Raw genomic sequence first — 17,292 nt, 5'->3', positions numbered from 1 at the left:
AAATCACGAAGAGTGATAGTTAAAAGAGGTATTGAACACCTAGGGTTAACGCGTTGTTTTCGTTATCTCCTACTTCTCTATGTTCAAATTCCAATGCCATGTTCAAACCTTCTTCATCACCCACTAACCAACCAAAACGGGTAAAGGTACCTAAATTGTCTGGTATGTACCGCCATTCTGGATAGTACTGCAATGGGGAATGACTGGTATTAAACGAGGCATATATTTGCTGTTCGAACAGTAAGGTTAACGCACGGTGCGCACGAATTGATAGCTGACTATTTTTGCTGGCATTGAAATGGCTTTCATAGCCGGGAATAGATTCAATACGGGATTCATTAAAGCGACTCTTAATTTTCCACTTCGCTATCTTTTCGCTTTTGAAAACGATGGGGCCATAGTAGCTACCCCTTTCAAGAGCTTCCCAATCAGCAGCTTCCCAATTAGCAGCACTCAAGGGGGCAAGCAATATCAAACAAACCACGCTAGTTGGGTAAGTTTTCATGAATAAATTCCTAGTTGAGTGAGATAGCTTACTTTGGTGCTTTAACTAACGATTATTATTAATTTGGCGCGAGATTTTTATGTTAGAGCCCTGCGTTAGAGCTTTAAGTGACAGACTTACATGGCGAGCTCAGGTGGCCGCTTGATGCGACAATTTCTTAAAAAGAGCCTGACTTGCTAGCAGCGTAAACATACTTTCAGCGTGAAAATATGAAACAAAACCGACACAAAAAATAAGAGCTGAATACTAAGTGTAGTCTTTTATTCAAAAGGTTAAAAATAAACTTGTTACATATTTCTATTGTGGACTAACTTTTAAAGGGCAGTAGGTAATGAAGAGCCGTAGTTCATAGAGAGTACTAAGTAAAAACTTCAACTGGGTACGCAAGGCAGTACTTTCAAATAGGGAACATGACCGGAGGTAAGTAATGCAAACGGAATGGGAATTTGAACGGAAGTTTTTAGTGAATTATATGCCCGAAGGCTTGCTAGATACTCGTCAACCCGTGGCGATAAGGCAAGGCTACTTGGCTACTGAGCCCGATAAGCATATATGTATAAGAGACGAGGGCGGTGTGTACACCATGGCGGTGAAGCAGGGTGTTGGTCTGAAACGAAAAGACACTCGAATAACCCTGAACGCTGAACAATTTATCGACTTATGGCCTTTAACCCAAAACATGCGTGTGGAAAAGCAGCGATACCGAATTGACTTTTTTGGGGGCTCAATTAGTGGTAGATATCTTCACTGGCAACTTAGCGCCATTAAAACTGGTAGAAGTAGAATTTGATAGTGAAATTAGTAGTCGGCAATTTTTACCGCCAGACTTTGCGGAAGTCGAAGTAACCCATACGAAAGAATTTCAAAATGTCGCATTAGCGCGATTTGGTTTGCCTGACATGGTGAGGGCGGGGGGAAGTTTCAGCAATCATTCCTTTGCTGCCGGCTTGATATAACGCGTTATTTGCCAAAAACAAAAAGGGCCGCTTCACTTTGAAGCGACCCTTTACAGCCTTGAGCGAGATAAACAGCCCTGAGCGGGTAAACAGCCCTAAAGCAAATTATACCGCTGAGCAAACTATACTGATGAACGTAATGCTTCAGCTTTATCAGTCGCTTCCCACGGGAATGCTTCACGGCCAAAGTGACCATAAGCAGCAGTAGGCAAGTAAATAGCTCGTTCTAAATCAAGCATTTTGATTAGCCCATAAGGGCGTAAATCGAAATGTTCACGTACCAACGCCACTAAGGTTTTCTCATCAACCACGCCAGTACCGAAAGTATCAATACTAATAGATGTTGGCTCCGCTACACCAATGGCGTAAGAAACCTGAATTTCACAACGCTTAGCTAGCCCAGCAGCAACAATGTTTTTAGCAACATAACGGCCAGCGTATGCTGCGCTTCTGTCTACTTTTGAAGGATCTTTACCAGAGAAAGCACCACCACCGTGACGGGCCATACCACCGTAGGTATCTACAATGATTTTACGACCGGTTAAACCACAGTCACCAACAGGTCCGCCAATAACAAAGCGACCAGTAGGGTTGATGTGGAAACGGGTGTTGCTATCAATCCATTCGCTAGGAAGCACTGGTTTAATAATTTCTTCCATTACCGCTTCACGTACTTGTGCAGTAGAAACAGAATCACAATGCTGCGTAGAAAGTACTACCGCATCAATGCCTACAGGCTTGTCGTTTTCGTATTTAAAGGTAATTTGGCTTTTCGCATCTGGGCGTAAAAAGTCTAGCTTGCCAGATTTTCTTACTTCAGCTTGTTTTTGAACCAAGCGGTGAGAATAAGTAATTGGCGCAGGCATTAGCACATCGGTTTCGTCACTGGCGTACCCGAACATAAGGCCTTGGTCGCCGGCACCTTGTTCTTCTAAACTTTCGCGGTCAACACCTTGGTTGATATCTGGCGACTGTTTACCAATAGCGTTTAATACTGCACAAGAGTCCGCATCGAAACCCATATCAGAGTGCACGTAGCCTATGTCTCTTACCGTTTTACGTGTGATTTCTTCAATATCAACCCACGCTGAGGTAGTGACTTCACCACCTACTAATACCATTCCGGTTTTAACATAGGTCTCACAGGCCACGCGGGCACGAGGATCTTGCGCTAGAATAGCATCTAGAACCGCATCTGAAATTTGATCGGCGATTTTGTCCGGGTGTCCTTCAGACACCGACTCGGAGGTGAATAAATGCGTGGCCATACATGCTCCATAAGCGTTTATTGTTCAAAATAGGTGAGTATTGTACTAAAACAAGGTATAAATACCAGTCTTTACTTCTAGACGTCTAAAAGTCCTTTCGTTACGATTTGTTGACAGTGGCGGATCACTTTTGCAGACAATTGAGTAAGTTTAGCCACGCTTACACAAAGAAACGATATTGGTTAGCAAAGGAATGATGTGAATATTCATTATTTTAGCCTACTTTCGGTAATGGCAATGAAAAGCCATTGAACTGAATGGTGGCATGGGTAAGAATAACGCCCACATTAAGATTATACAGCAATGCAGCGCTTTAAGGTTGAACAAAGGGATTTTGCCCACAGTGTTCCCTTAGCGAAATTCAGCTACAAAATAAATCAGGAGACAACATGCCCTCTCGTCGTGAACTTGCCAATGCCATCCGTGCTTTAAGCATGGACGCTGTTCAACAGGCCAAATCTGGTCACCCAGGCGCCCCTATGGGGATGGCTGATATTGCCGAGGTACTGTGGGGTGATTTTCTATCACACAACCCTGCAAACCCGTCTTGGGCAAACAGAGACCGCTTCGTGCTTTCAAACGGTCACGGCTCTATGCTGTTGTACTCTTTGCTGCATCTTTCAGGCTATGAACTGCCTATTGAAGAGCTTAAGAACTTCCGTCAGCTACATTCTAAAACGCCAGGCCATCCAGAATATGGATATGCGCCGGGTGTTGAAACTACCACTGGCCCATTAGGCCAAGGCGTAAGTAACGCTGTGGGTATGGCACTAGCTGAAAAAGTATTAGCGGCGCAGTTCAACCGTGACGGTCACGATATTGTCGACCACTACACATACACCTTCATGGGCGATGGTTGTCTTATGGAAGGTATTTCTCATGAAACTTGTTCACTAGCGGGCACATTAGGCCTTGGTAAACTTATTGGTTTTTGGGATGACAACGGCATTTCAATTGACGGTGAAGTTGAAGGTTGGTTCACCGACGACACGCCAGCACGCTTTAAAAGCTACGGCTGGGAAGTGATTGAAGGCGTTGACGGTCATGATTCAGAACAAATTAAAGCAGCCATTGAGCAAGCTAAATCGAACAGCGCTCAGCCTACGCTAATTTGCTGTAAAACTGTGATAGGTTTTGGTTCGCCAAACAAAGAAGGCACTGAGTCTTGTCACGGTGCACCATTAGGTGATGACGAAATTATTGCTACTCGCGAAAAACTTGGGTGGAAACACGGTGCATTTGAAATTCCTGACGACATTTATGCTGGCTGGGATGCAAAAGGCAAAGGCGGCGATGCTGAAAGTGCGTGGAACGATGCCTTCGCAGCATACGAAAGTGCTTACCCTGAATTAGCGGCTGAATTTAAGCGTCGTGTAAATGGCGACTTGCCAGCAGACTTCAGCGATAAAGCCGACAAAATCATTGCTGATTTGCAAGCTAACCCGCAGAACATTGCGTCACGTAAAGCATCACAAAATGCATTAAATGCATTTGGTCCATTACTACCAGAACTTCTAGGCGGTTCTGCCGACTTAGCCGGTTCAAACCTAACCATTTGGGATGGCAGTAAAGGCGTTGAAGCTACTGATGCTTCGGGTAACTACATTTACTACGGTGTACGTGAGTTCGGTATGTCAGCCATGATGAACGGTATTACCCTTCATGGTGGTTTTAAAGCCTACGGCGCAACTTTCCTAATGTTTATGGAATACGCCCGTAATGCTGTACGTATGGCGGCGTTAATGAAGCAACCTGCTATTTTCGTTTACACTCACGATTCAATCGGTTTGGGTGAAGATGGTCCAACGCACCAGCCTGTAGAACAAGTAGTGGCACTACGTGCTACACCAAACCTAGACAACTGGCGTCCATGTGACCAAGTTGAATCTGCTATTGCATGGAAGTTCGCGATTGAGCGTAACGATGGTCCTTCAACATTGATTTTCACTCGCCAAGGTTTGCCGCAGCAACCTCGTGATGAACAGCAATTAGTCGATGTTACTAAAGGTGGTTATGTGCTTAAAGACTGTGCAGGCACGCCTGAATACATCTTCATCGCCACTGGTTCTGAAGTTCAACTTGCTGTTGAAGCAGCAGATAAGCTAAGTGCAGATGGTAAAGCAGTTCGCGTGGTTTCTATGCCTTCTACCGACGTTTTCGACCGTCAATCAGCGGATTACCGTGAAAGCGTATTGCCTTCTAGCGTCACTAAGCGTGTTGCAGTTGAAGCACTATCGAAAGAAAGCTGGTACAAATATGTAGGTTTCAACGGCGCCATCATTGGTATGGATACGTTCGGTGAATCAGCACCAGCGGGTGACTTGTTCAAACATTTTAATATTACTACTGATGCAGTGGTAGAGGCAGCATTGTCTCTTAGCTAACGAGGTCACCGCAGTCTATGGTAAACATTGCCATAAACGGGTTTGGTCGTATTGGTCGTAACGTATTGCGCGCGCTTTATGAAAGCGGGCGCAATAGCCACTTTAGAGTGGTTGCGATTAATGATGTCGCTAAGCCAGAAGGTATAGCTCACTTATTGAAATACGATACCGCCCACGGGCGGTTCGGTTTTGATGTGACATTAGAAAACGAAACACTTAACGTGGCAGGCGATGCCATTCGCTTGTTAGCACAGCCTGATATCAACTTACTGCCTTGGCGCGAAATTGGGGTAGATATTGTGCTTGAATGCACAGGTAAGTTTGATGATAGGGCGTCAGGTCAATCGCATATCAATGCGGGGGCAGATAAAGTGCTCTTCTCTTCTCCGGGTTCCCCCGATTTAGACAATACCGTAATTTTTGGTACCAACGATGACACGCTAAAAGCGGAGCATAAGTTGGTGTCTAATGGGTCGTGCACAACCAACTGCATTGTGCCGGTTATTCAAGCGCTAGACGCAGCCTTTGGGGTTGAAAGCGGTACTATTACCACTATTCACGCATCTATGCACGACCAGCAAGTGATTGATGCTTACCACCCAGATTTACGCCGTACTCGCGCAGCCAGCCAGTCTATTATTCCAGTAGACACTCGGTTAGCAGCAGGAATAGAACGTATTTTGCCAAAATTTGCAGGTAAATTTGAAGCTATTGCGGTGCGGGTGCCAACCATTAATGTTACTGCAATGGATTTAAGTGTAACCTTAAGTACGCAAGTAACGATAGCTGACGTTAATCAGGCATTGAAGCGAGTGAAAGCAGGGCGATTGCAGGGTATTTTAGATTACACTGAAGAGCCGCTTGTTTCTGTTGATTTCAATCACGATCCCCATTCTTGTATTGTGGATGGTACGCAAACCCGCGTTAGTCATAAGCAACTGGTGAAAACACTAGTGTGGTGTGACAACGAATGGGGTTTTGCAAACAGAATGCTCGACACCGCGCAAGCAATGTATGACGCAAGCTAATTAAGAATTTTGCTGCCGAGGTTGGTAGCGCCAGCCTTGGCAGCTTTCACAGTTATTCGATTAACAAGGGAAAGACAATGGCAATTCCAAGTATGAGTGATTTGGCCTTACAAGGTCAGCGCGTATTAATTAGACAAGATTTAAATGTGCCAGTAAAAGATGGCGTAGTGACTTCTGATGCGCGTATTAGAGCTTCCATCCCTACCATTAAAGCCGCGCTAGATGCTGGCGCTGCGGTAATGGTAATGTCTCATTTAGGCCGCCCTACAGAAGGCGAGCCCGCGGAAGAATTCTCACTTCAACCAGTTGTGAATTATTTGAACGACGCGCTAGACGTACCAGTAACCCTAGAAAAAGACTATTTAGACGGCGTTGATGTAGCACCAGGTTCTTTGGTTATTCTAGAAAACGTACGCTTTAATGAAGGCGAGAAAAGCGACGAAGAAACCCTATCAAAGCAATATGCAGCCCTTTGCGATATCTTCGTAATGGACGCATTTGGTACCGCGCACCGCGCACAAGCGTCTACCCACGGTGTGGCAAAATTTGCCACTAAAGCGTGTGCAGGCCCACTTCTTGCAGCAGAACTAGAGGCACTAGGCAAAGCATTAGACAACCCTAAACGCCCTATGGTTGCGATTGTAGGCGGTTCTAAAGTGTCAACTAAACTTACCGTGCTTAAAACCTTAGCTGAAAAAGTTGATCAACTTATAGTTGGCGGCGGTATCGCTAATACGTTTATTGCCGCGCAAGGTCATAACGTAGGTAAGTCTTTGGTAGAAATGGACTTAACTGAGCAAGCGAAGCAGTTAATGAGCGATGCAGTGGCAAATGGCGGGAATATTCCAGTGCCTACCGATGTAGTAGTGGGTAAAGCCTTTGATGAAAATACAGAAGCGACCCTTAAAGCCGTTAGTGATGTCGCTGACGATGATATGATTTTTGATATCGGCCCTGATTCATCAAAAGCCCTTGAAAGCATTATTAAAAATGCGGGTACTATTGTGTGGAATGGCCCAGTAGGTGTATTTGAATTTGAACAGTTCAGTGCAGGTACAAAGGCATTAGCTGAAGCAATTGCTGATAGCGATGCGTTCTCAATTGCTGGTGGTGGTGATACACTGGCAGCAGTAGATAAATATGAAATCGCTGATAAGATATCTTATATCTCTACAGGTGGTGGTGCGTTTCTAGAGTTTTTAGAAGGCAAAACATTACCTGCAGTAGCCATGCTAGAAGAAAAAAACAAATAAAATTAGCAGACTACTAAAAATCGATTCCGATTTTCGCCGGCGATACATTGATGTACGTCGGCATATAACGATAAACCCTACACCTGTTCTTAGAGCAGTATTATAAAAAAGGAGTGTTGCAATGGCATCACAAGCACAGCAGGCCATGCTAGATAAACTTAAAACGCAAGTTGGTTTTATTGCAGCTTTGGATCAAAGCGGCGGTAGTACACCAAAAGCGCTACGTTTATATGGCATTGAAGAGTCAGAATACAGCTCTGACGAAGAAATGTTTAACCTTGTTCACCAAATGCGTACACGTATTATCACCAGCACCCCTTTCAGTGGCGAGCGGGTTTTAGGCGCTATTTTATTTGAAAATACCCTAGACCGTGAAATTGAAGGCATGTCTACTGCGCACTATCTGTGGCAAAAGAAGCGCGTTATTCCTTTCTTGAAAGTGGATAAAGGGCTTGTTGAAGAGAGCAACGGTGTACAGGTGATGAAGCCGATTGTTGGTCTAGATGCGTTACTGGCTAAAGCCGTTGCCCAAGATGTTTTTGGTACTAAGATGCGTTCAGTGGTAAAACTGGCAAATCATCAAGGTATCAAAGATGTGGTAGAGCAACAGTTTGAAGTAGGTAAGCAAATTATCGCAGCAGGTTTAGTGCCTATCATTGAACCTGAAGTGGATATTCATAGCCCTCAAAAAGCGGAAGCAGAAGCACTGCTTAAACTTGAAATTCTAACTCAGCTTAATTTGTTGAGCGAAGGCCAAGAAGTGATGTTAAAGCTAACACTGCCTAATGAAGCTAACTTCTATAAAGAGCTTGTCGATCATCCTCGTGTACTTAAAGTGGTTGCGTTGTCTGGCGGTTACAACCGTGAAGAGGCCAATGCGAAGCTTTCAGAAAACCAAGGTATTATCGCAAGTTTCTCAAGAGCGCTAACGGAAGGTGTTTCTGATAAACAGTCTGATGAAGAGTTCGAAGCTACACTAGATGAAGCTATCGAAGGAATCTATCAAGCGTCGAAATAATACACGCCTATCATTAAAAGGGCGCTAATAAGCGCCCTTTTGTCGTAAAATAACCTCATGTTATTCCAACTGTCTTGTCAAATCATTGAGTCCTGTGTAGCATTCTTGCGTTACTTTTCAGCGTATTGATTTGATGGAAAACGAGTCGGTGAATAATTTGTATCACACGAAAAAAAGTAAAGCCTTTGCACTAGCTTTACTTATTTTTGCGTGCGCGATTTGTTTTAATCAAAGCGTTGTAAAGCCTATATCATCAAAGCATCATTACGATGCTTCAATCGTCGAGCAGATTGTTGAATCTGGGGTAGAAGACAATACACAGGATGACCCTTATCCCGTAGTGTGTCTGTCGCAAGTTGATGCCTATGTTGTTGTCAGTGATGCGATAATATTTACAACATACGCTTGTCCCCACACCTTCAATAGTTACGTTACCCCTTTCACTAGAGCCCCTCCTGTTGCATAAGCCTTTTTTAGCTTTTGTGCGTTAACACTCGCTAAAAAATCTCACCTTACATTCGATACTTCAATGAGCTCAGCGTTATTTACGCTGGCTGTTTTTCTGTGCTGTCTGATTACTCTATTGAGCAATCTGACGCGCATTGGTTATTACTGTTTTCGATAAAACGGTACCCATTACACGAATTTAAATTATGAGCAAAAAAACACTTTTAGCAGCAGGTATTCTTACCGCCATATTAAGCGGTTGTAGTCATCAAGAACCCGAGTCACATCATGCCACTATGTTGGAGTTCAATGTCACTCACCCAATTAAACAGGATACAACCCTGATAAAAGAATATGTTAGCCAAATACGGGCTATTCAGCATATTGAAGTTCGCGCGATGGAAAAAGGCTATCTTCAATCAACTTTCGTTGATGAAGGTCAAACCATAGAGAAGGGGCAGCCTATGTTCAAGGTAATGCCTACCATCTACGAGGCCGAGTTGCGAAAGGCAGAAGCGGAAGCCGAAGCGGTATATATGGAGTATAAAAACACTAAATCTTTGGTTGACCAAAACATTGTATCGCCAAATGAGCTTGCTGTTATTGAAGCTGAATATCAAAAGGCCTTGGCCGAAGTGGAATTAGCGAAAGCTCACCTTGCTTTTACTGATATAAAGGCACCGTTTACAGGGAAGATGGATCGCTTAGAGGCGAGAACCGGAAGCTTGCTAGATGAAGGCGAACTGCTTACAACCTTATCTGATCTTAGCCAAATGTGGGTTTACTTTAACGTAGCTGAGGCCGAATATTTAGATTATGTGCAAAGCGGCAAAGCCAGTAAAAATACGAAAGTTAAGTTAAAGCTGGCTAATGGCACAGTTTATCCTTATGACGGTGTTATTGACGCAATCGAAGCGGATTTTGACAATCATACCGGAACGATTGAAATGCGCGCCTCATTTCCCAACCCCGATTCACTTCTTAGGCATGGACAGACAGGTAATGTTTTAGTTGATGTAAATTACCCAGGCTCGTTGATTATTCCTCAAAAAGCCACTTTTCAAATTCTTGATCAAAATTATGTTTATATTGTGGACAAAGAAAACAAACTGTCGACTCGACACATAGAGGTAAATGCAGAACTTCCACACATTTTCTTAGTTTCTGATGGAATAGAAGAAGGTGACACTATTCTAATTGAAGGGCTAAGAAGAGTGAGAAATGGCCAACAAATAGAGCCTCACCTTATTTCAGCAAATGACACCTTAACTGAACTTGAACTAGACGCTGAATGAGGACGGTTTGATGTTTGGAGTATTTATTAAACGGCCTGTGATGGCAATTATGCTATCGGTCATGATCATATTTTTAGGGGTATTGTCGGTGTTTTCATTACCCACCTCCCAATTCCCTGATATAGCGCCACCTCGGGTGCTTATTTCGTTAGCTTACCCAGGCTCTAGTGCAGATGTTCTAGTGAAGTCTTCCCTTGTGACCATTGAGCGTTCAATAAATGGTGTGCCGGGGATGAAGTACATAGTGTCTGATGCCACCAGTGCCGGTGAAGCTACAATTCAAGTGATATTTGATTTAGATGTAGACCCTAATCAAGCGTTGATCAACGTTAAAACCAGACTTGATCAAATAATGAATAGGCTTCCGCAACTCGTTCAGTTAGAGGGGGTAGTGTTAGAACGTGTTCAACCCAGCATGCTGATGTATATCAATGTTTATAGTACCCACGACGACGCAGACGAGAAGTTTCTGTACAACTACTCAAACATTAACGTGATCCCAGAAATTCAACGGGTTAATGGTATTGCGAGTGCCAAAATTCTTGGTAGCAGGCAATACGCTATGCGTATTTGGCTGAAACCCGATCGCATGCGTGCTTACAATGTCTCTGTAGATGAAATTATGGAGTCTATTGACGAGCAAAGCTTAATCGGTCGTCCCGGTCGATTAGGGAGAAGTTCTGGTATTACAGCACAGTCGAAAGAATACGTGCTAATTTACGAGGGCCGCTATGATGAGCCGGAAGAATACGAAAACATTATAATTCGCGCAGACAGTGACGGAAAGTTACTGAAACTAAGTGACATTGCCGATGTTGAGTTAAGTAGTGAATTTTTTGATATTTATTCAAACAAAGATGGCTACCCTTCGGCTGCGATAGTGCTTAAACAGAATTATGGTAGCAGTGCTAACGAAGTTATTTCTCAAGTAAAAGCAAAAATGGCTGAACTAGAGGAGACATTTCCAGAGGGAATGGAGTATGAAATAAACTATGACGTTTCGAAATTCTTAGATGCGTCAATTGAACAAGTACTTCACACCTTATTCGAAGCGTTCATTTTAGTGTCACTTGTGGTGTTTGTCTTTTTAGGTGATTGGCGTTCTACATTGATTCCATTACTTGCAGTACCAGTATCTTTGGTAGGAACGTTTTTCTGTATGCAAGCCACGGGGGTTAATATTAATTTAATCACCTTGTTTGCTTTGGTGTTGGCCATCGGCATTGTTGTTGATAACGCTATTGTTATTGTAGAAGCGGTACATGCCAAAATGGAGGAAAGTAAAACACTTACGCCATACATGGCAACCCAGGAAGTACTAGGTGAAATGGGAGGAGCAATCATAGCGATTACGCTAGTAATGACAGCAGTGTTTGTGCCTCTCATCTTTATGACTGGTCCGGTTGGTGTTTTCTACCGACAATTTTCAATTACCATGTCATCGTCGATTATTATCTCTTGTATTGTAGCCTTGTCGCTAACCCCAGTGTTGTGTGCAATGCTGTTAAAAAACCCACACACGCATGTAAGAAAGGCATCAATTATTAGCAAAATGATTGATGTATTTAACTATTGGTTTGAAAAATTAACTGGCCGCTATATACGCATTATTAAAGCGCTTGTTACTCGTCGTTTAGTAACTATTATTGCCTTAACTGCGTTTATTATTGGTACATTCGGGTTAAACCTCACTTTACCATCGGGTTTTATACCAGGTGAAGATCAAGGCCAAATTTACGCTATTATTCAAACGCCTCCGGGAAGTACTTTAGAGGAAACCAATAGCATAGCCCGTGAGCTTCAAGGCTTAGCGTTAGAGGTTGAAGGGGTATCTTCAGTATCGTCACTTGCAGGTTATGAAATTCTAACCGAAGGGCGTGGTTCGAATGCTGGTACTTGTTTGATTAACCTTGAAGATTGGTCGGATCGGGAGCAGTCGGTTCGGGAGATCATTGAAGAGTTAGAAGCAAAAACACACCATTTAGGTGCGGTTGTAGAATACTTCGAGCCACCGGTTGTTCCAGGTTATGGGGCGTCTTCAGGGTTGTCATTCCGCCTGCTAGATAAAACCAATACAACGGACTATCAGGAATTTGACCAAATCAACAAAGACTTTATGGCTGATTTAGTCGAGCGTAAAGAACTTAAAGGTTTATTCACTTTCTATGCCGCCGATTACCCTCAATACAAAATAGAGATTGATAACCAAGCGGCAATGCAAAAAGGCGTTTCCATCGGGCAAGCCATGGAAAACCTTAACATTTTGATTGGTAGTACCTATGAGCAAGGTTTTACGCGTTTTAACAACTTCTTTAAGGTATACACTCAAAGTGCCCCAGAGTACCGTCGTTATCCAAGTGATTTACTAGATTACTATGTGCGAAACGAAGAGGGGGAAATGGTGCCTTACTCTGCCTTTATGAAATTGGTGAAAACACAAGGCCCTAATGAAATAACTCGCTACAACTTGTATACCTCAGCTGCAATACGAGCGGAACCTGCCGAAGGTTATACGTCAGCTGAAGCAATAAAAGCGGTAGAAGAAGTCGCTGCGGCTACACTGCCCAATGGGTACGATATAGGGTGGGAAGGCTTGTCTTTTGATGAAGCTAAACGCGGAAATGAAGCCATTGTTATTTTCGCTGTTGTACTTCTTTTCGTCTATATCGTACTTGCCTCTCAGTATGAAAGCTTGCTGTTGCCGTTTGCAGTTATTCTATCACTGCCAACAGGAATAATAGGTTCATTTCTGTTGCTTAAAGGTATGGGGCTAGCCAATGACGTTTATGCTCAATTAGGGCTTGTTATGTTAGTTGGCCTACTTGGTAAAAATGCGGTTTTAATTGTTGAATATGCTGTGCAGAAAAACCAGCAGGGCATGTCTATTGCTGATGCCGCCGTTGAAGCAGCAAAGCAGCGTTTTCGTCCAATTCTGATGACTTCTTTTTCATTCGTGGCAGGGCTTATTCCTCTTGTCATTGCCACAGGGGCCGGCGCAGTGGGAAATAGAACCATTGGCGCATCAGCTTTAGGTGGGACGCTGTTTGGTACCATATTTGGTGTTTTAATCATTCCCGGTTTGTACTTCTTATTTGCAAAATTAGAAGAAGGGAAATCTCTGATTAAAAACGAAGATCATTTACCGTTAACCGAAACTTATCAGTATAACGATGAGGTGCTAAGCGATGATTAAGCGCAAAAAAATAACCAAAAGCCCGTTATGGATAGCCCTCGCCAGTGCCCTAGTTGTACAAGGTTGTGCGCTACCAACTATACAAACCCGAGATACCCAAATTGATTTGCCAGATGCTTATACCGCTGCAGAGAAAGCTCCCAGTTCGCGGGTAAATAGTGATGTTAACATCAATTGGTCTGACTGGTTTAACGACCCACAATTGTCCGACTTAGTCGAATTCGCTGTGAATAATAACCAAGAAGTAGCGATACTTTTGCAGCGAATTAATATTGCTTCAAACGAGGTTTATGCAAGAGAAGGTGAATATCTACCTAGCTTGTCGGCGGGCATTGAAGCTGAAACCGAGAAAGTAGGGGAATATACTCGGGAAGGAGCAGTTGAAAACCAATTAGATATTAAAGAAGGAAAAGCCTTTCCCGATCCTTTGGGGAATTTGAAGCTCGGGCTTAGTGCATCATGGGAAGTGGATATCTGGCACAAGTTAAGAGATGCAACCAAAGTTGCTTCTCTTGAGTACTTAGCCTCGGTGGAAAGCCGGAAATTTTTTATTACTCAACTGGTGTCTGAAGTATCCCGTTGCTATTACGAATTACTGGCATTGGATAATAAATTAGCTAACTTAGACTCAACCATAGAGGTACAGCGAAACGTCATTAAAACTATTGATGCGTTGAAGAACTATGGGCGTTCTACATCTTTACCCGCTTCACGTTTCTTAGCTGAAATTAAGAAAAATGAGAGCGAAAGATTTGTAATTGAACAAGAAATTGTTGAGAAGGAGAATACTCTTAATTTATTGCTAGGGCGAACGCCACAACCTATTGCGCGAAATAGTGAAATATTGCTAAACGCTGAGATTTACAAGCCAAATGTGGGTGTGCCTTCATCTTTACTTGCCAATCGCACAGACATTAAGCAAGCTGAGTTGGAACTTGCCGCAGCCAAGCTAAATATTGATGTAGCAAAAGCTAATTTTTACCCGACCTTTGAGCTTAATGCTGATATAGGGCTCTCTGCCTTTGATAGCCGATATTTGTTTAACGTTCCTGAATCGTTAGCATACTCACTATCTGGTGATATTTTTGCTCCTCTAATTAATCGCCGCGCAATTGAGGCGCTTTATCAAAATGCGAGTGCTGAGCAAGTAAAAGCAGCCTATGAATATGAATTGACTATTGTGCGCGCTGTGGCGGAAGTCACTAACAGTTTATCTAAGCTTAATAATTTAGATAAAAGCGTAAATGCTAAAAGCCTACAAATTGAGGCTTTAGAGCAGTCGGTAGATATTGCGAATAAGTTGTTCACTTCAGCCCATGGTGAGTATCTTGAAGTGCTGTTAGCACAAAGAGAAGCGCTAGAAGCAAGAAGTGAGTTTATTGAAACTCGGCAACAACAAATGTCGGCGCTGGTCGACTTATACCAAGCGTTAGGAGGAGGTTGGCAAACTGCTACTCCTGCGGTTAAGTCCTAGTTTAACCCATTAAAAATCAAGGTTGATAAGTGCATCGCGCTTATCAATCTTTACTTTTCTGCTGAACACTTTTACCTATATATCCGCTCAAAATCACCAAAATTTCATCTTATAATTTTGTTTACTCACCGTTTATTATTAACACTTATTATTTATTCCGTAAGATAAAGAAACACCAATAAAAATATCAGGGGTATCATGTTTTCAACTCAAATTGTTAATTGCCAGCGCAGGCAAGGTAGACAAGATTTTCGTGTTACAACGCGTTTAACCGTATTCTTTCTATGTATCTTTACAGGCCTTTCATCATTCTCTTACGCCGAGGATGAGAAAGAAGGCACTGATAATGATATGTTTTTTCAGTCTGAAAATATTTTTGATTTAGAGTACGTGAGTGACGTACGGGTATCTCCCGATGGCGAGCAAGTCGCCTACGTTCGCCGTTCTAATGACGTCATGACAGACAGCACACGCTCCAACATTTGGCTGGCGTCAGTAGATGGAAAATCCCATCGCCCATTATTATCATCTAAGAACAGTTATTATTCTCCACGGTGGTCACCTGATGGTAAGCGACTCGCCTATTTGTCTAATGAAGAAGGCAAGCCTCAGCTATACGTGCGTTGGATGGATACGGGGCAAACGGCCCTAATCACCAATGTTACGTCATCCCTTGGCAATATTACCTGGTCACCTAACGGAAAACATATCGCATTTACCATGAGTGTGGATGTTGAAGAAAAGCCCCTTAAAGTCAATTTGCCTAAAAAGCCGAAAGGCGCAAAGTGGGCACCTAAATTTGAGTATATTACCAAAGCCCGTTATCAAGCTGACGGTAAAGGGATTCTAGAGCCGGCCTATACACATATTTTTGTGGTTTCAACAGATGGCGGCACGGCTAGGCAACTAACCTCTGGTAATTATCACCACAAAGGAAGCTTAAGCTTTTCTCCTGATTCGCAAAAAATATACTTCTCGGCCAATCGCAGTGACAACTGGGAATATGAGCCGGTGGAGTCCGATATCTTTACGGTAAATATGCAAGGTGATATTGAGCAGCTTACCGACTTTAAAGGCACGGAATCCTCTCCAGTAGTATCACCGAATGGAAAGTATGTGGCGTATTCACGCCGTAGTGACGATAAAGTGATGTATAAAAACCGTTATTTATACGTTATGAATGCAGATGGTACTGAGCACAAAAACCTTACCGCTGACATTGATAATTCTGTGTCTAATTTTCAGTGGAAAGACAATAAAAGTATCTACTTCCAGCAATCGGTACGCGGCCTTGCGCAGGTCGATGTTGTTACGCTTTCTGGCAAAGTTAAGTCTGTTGCCAAAGGCTTAGGGGGCACTACCCTAGGGCGTCCCTATGTGTTTGGTATGTACCATGCTGCCGACAACGTAGTGGCTTATACCAAAGGGCGTACCGATCGCCCCGCAGATGTGTTTGTAACCACCCGTAGTGAACAACAACTTACGTTTTTAAACGAAGATGCGTTAGGTCATAAGCAACTTGGTGAAGTTAAAGAAATTGTATATCGCTCATCAATTGATGATGAGGAAATTCAAGGCTGGTATATCTTGCCGCCTAATTACGATGAAACTAAAAAATATCCGCTTATTCTAGAGATTCACGGTGGCCCAAACTTGGCCTACGGCCCTGTGTTCACTGCCGAGTTACAACGTATGGCAGCCGAAGGCTATATTGTATTTTATGATAATCATCGGGGGAGTACAGGTTACGGTGAGCGCTTTGCATTGCTATTGCAAGGTAAGTACAGTTCTAAGTACGATTTTGCCGATCATATGTCTGGTGTTGATGCCCTTATCGATAAGGGCCTAGTAGACCCTGAGAAGCTCTTTATTACAGGCGGCTCTGCAGGAGGAATAGCATCAGCTTATGCTATAGGGTTAACTAACCGCTTTAAAGCCGCTGTTGTTGCTAAGCCGGTTATTAACTGGCTTTCAAAGGTACTTACTGCTGACTCAGGGCTTTACCAAATACCTTTCCAGTTTCCCGCTAAACCATGGGAAAATATCGCGCATTACTGGGAACGCTCGCCGCTTTCTTTAGTGGGAAATGTCACAACGCCAACTATGTTGATTACCGGTACAGAAGATAAGCGTACGCCCTCATCTGAAGCTGAGCAGTTTTATCAAGCGCTTAAGCTGCAAAAAGTAGATACGGTATTAGTGAAAGTGCCTGGTTCACCTCATGGCATCGCGTCAAAACCATCCCGTATGATAGGCAAGGTAGAGAACATATTGGCATGGTTTAAGAAATATTCTGCCGAGCAGAAAGACGAGCAATAATTGATTTCACGCTGGTGTAAAACCTAAAGCATAAAACCTAAAGCGTAAAACGCAAAAAGGGAGCATTAATGCTCCCTTTTTATTGCTCGCAAACCGGCTTGCTTGATCCGGCTTATTTTATGCAGATTATTTGATAAGGACTATTTAAATAG

The 17,292-nt window shown here is 43.2% G+C and carries 12 protein-coding genes; 10 read left to right on the top strand and 2 right to left on the bottom strand.

The genetic code is table 11. From position 1 onward, the window contains the following. Positions 1-19: 19 nt before the first annotated feature. On the bottom strand, positions 20-505 hold the full coding sequence (locus Q4561_RS00865) for a hypothetical protein (protein WP_303456691.1): 486 nt from the start codon (positions 503-505) through the stop codon (positions 20-22). A gap of 427 nt (positions 506-932) precedes the next feature. Here Q4561_RS00865 and Q4561_RS00860 point away from each other — a divergent pair, with 427 nt between their 5' ends. Continuing rightward, on the top strand, positions 933-1,295 hold the full coding sequence (locus tag Q4561_RS00860; protein ID WP_303456690.1) for a hypothetical protein: 363 nt from the start codon (positions 933-935) through the stop codon (positions 1,293-1,295). A gap of 288 nt (positions 1,296-1,583) precedes the next feature. On the opposite strand, the gene metK is transcribed toward Q4561_RS00860, so the two are convergent. Then, positions 1,584-2,729 carry a methionine adenosyltransferase gene (metK, locus tag Q4561_RS00855; protein ID WP_303456688.1) on the bottom strand — a complete coding sequence of 382 codons (1,146 nt, stop codon included), beginning with the start codon at positions 2,727-2,729 and terminating at the stop codon, positions 1,584-1,586. A 389-nt stretch (positions 2,730-3,118) separates the two neighbouring features. Here metK and tkt point away from each other — a divergent pair, with 389 nt between their 5' ends. From tkt to Q4561_RS00810, 9 genes are all read left to right on the top strand, one after another. Beyond that, positions 3,119-5,113: a transketolase gene (tkt, locus tag Q4561_RS00850; RefSeq protein WP_303456686.1), complete on the top strand. Its 1,995-nt coding sequence runs from the start codon at positions 3,119-3,121 to the stop codon at positions 5,111-5,113. A gap of 17 nt (positions 5,114-5,130) precedes the next feature. Continuing rightward, complete coding sequence (gene epd / locus Q4561_RS00845; protein WP_303456684.1) at positions 5,131-6,141, top strand: erythrose-4-phosphate dehydrogenase; 1,011 nt, start codon at positions 5,131-5,133, stop codon at positions 6,139-6,141. Positions 6,142-6,218: 77 nt separating this feature from the next. Beyond that, positions 6,219-7,394 (top strand): phosphoglycerate kinase, encoded by a 1,176-nt coding sequence (locus tag Q4561_RS00840; RefSeq protein ID WP_303456682.1) that lies wholly within the window; start codon positions 6,219-6,221, stop codon positions 7,392-7,394. Positions 7,395-7,515: 121 nt separating this feature from the next. Further along, the gene (locus Q4561_RS00835; protein ID WP_303456679.1) at positions 7,516-8,412 is read left to right on the top strand and encodes a fructose bisphosphate aldolase; all 897 of its coding nucleotides are present in this window, start codon (positions 7,516-7,518) and stop codon (positions 8,410-8,412) included. A 133-nt stretch (positions 8,413-8,545) separates the two neighbouring features. Next, positions 8,546-8,878 carry a hypothetical protein gene (locus Q4561_RS00830; protein WP_303456677.1) on the top strand — a complete coding sequence of 111 codons (333 nt, stop codon included), beginning with the start codon at positions 8,546-8,548 and terminating at the stop codon, positions 8,876-8,878. 187 nt (positions 8,879-9,065) lie between these two features. Further along, a complete protein-coding gene (locus tag Q4561_RS00825) occupies positions 9,066-10,154 on the top strand; it encodes an efflux RND transporter periplasmic adaptor subunit (RefSeq protein WP_303456675.1) in 1,089 nt (362 codons plus the stop codon). 10 nt (positions 10,155-10,164) lie between these two features. Further along, positions 10,165-13,347 (top strand): efflux RND transporter permease subunit, encoded by a 3,183-nt coding sequence (locus tag Q4561_RS00820; protein ID WP_303456672.1) that lies wholly within the window; start codon positions 10,165-10,167, stop codon positions 13,345-13,347. Next, the gene (locus Q4561_RS00815) at positions 13,340-14,821 is read left to right on the top strand and encodes a TolC family protein (RefSeq protein ID WP_303456670.1); all 1,482 of its coding nucleotides are present in this window, start codon (positions 13,340-13,342) and stop codon (positions 14,819-14,821) included. Before Q4561_RS00820 ends, Q4561_RS00815 begins: the two co-directional genes overlap by 8 nt. A gap of 198 nt (positions 14,822-15,019) precedes the next feature. Then, positions 15,020-17,140 (top strand): S9 family peptidase, encoded by a 2,121-nt coding sequence (locus Q4561_RS00810; RefSeq protein ID WP_303456667.1) that lies wholly within the window; start codon positions 15,020-15,022, stop codon positions 17,138-17,140. Positions 17,141-17,292 lie beyond the last annotated feature (152 nt).

Origin of the sequence: Alteromonas sp. 1_MG-2023, assembly GCF_030547075.1 — a bacterium.
Lineage (GTDB): Bacteria > Pseudomonadota > Gammaproteobacteria > Enterobacterales > Alteromonadaceae > Alteromonas.
Note: the sequence above shows the minus strand (reverse complement) of the source record. Positions and strands in the feature narration are given on the sequence as shown.

Coding starts and splice junctions, on each gene's coding strand:
- Q4561_RS00865 (WP_303456691.1), bottom strand. CDS start 505: ATGAAAACTTACCCAACTAGCGTGGTTTGTTTGATATTGCTTGCCCCC.
- Q4561_RS00860 (WP_303456690.1), top strand. CDS start 933: ATGCAAACGGAATGGGAATTTGAACGGAAGTTTTTAGTGAATTATATG.
- metK (WP_303456688.1), bottom strand. CDS start 2,729: ATGGCCACGCATTTATTCACCTCCGAGTCGGTGTCTGAAGGACACCCG.
- tkt (WP_303456686.1), top strand. CDS start 3,119: ATGCCCTCTCGTCGTGAACTTGCCAATGCCATCCGTGCTTTAAGCATG.
- epd (WP_303456684.1), top strand. CDS start 5,131: ATGGTAAACATTGCCATAAACGGGTTTGGTCGTATTGGTCGTAACGTA.
- Q4561_RS00840 (WP_303456682.1), top strand. CDS start 6,219: ATGGCAATTCCAAGTATGAGTGATTTGGCCTTACAAGGTCAGCGCGTA.
- Q4561_RS00835 (WP_303456679.1), top strand. CDS start 7,516: ATGGCATCACAAGCACAGCAGGCCATGCTAGATAAACTTAAAACGCAA.
- Q4561_RS00830 (WP_303456677.1), top strand. CDS start 8,546: ATGGAAAACGAGTCGGTGAATAATTTGTATCACACGAAAAAAAGTAAA.
- Q4561_RS00825 (WP_303456675.1), top strand. CDS start 9,066: ATGAGCAAAAAAACACTTTTAGCAGCAGGTATTCTTACCGCCATATTA.
- Q4561_RS00820 (WP_303456672.1), top strand. CDS start 10,165: ATGTTTGGAGTATTTATTAAACGGCCTGTGATGGCAATTATGCTATCG.
- Q4561_RS00815 (WP_303456670.1), top strand. CDS start 13,340: ATGATTAAGCGCAAAAAAATAACCAAAAGCCCGTTATGGATAGCCCTC.
- Q4561_RS00810 (WP_303456667.1), top strand. CDS start 15,020: ATGTTTTCAACTCAAATTGTTAATTGCCAGCGCAGGCAAGGTAGACAA.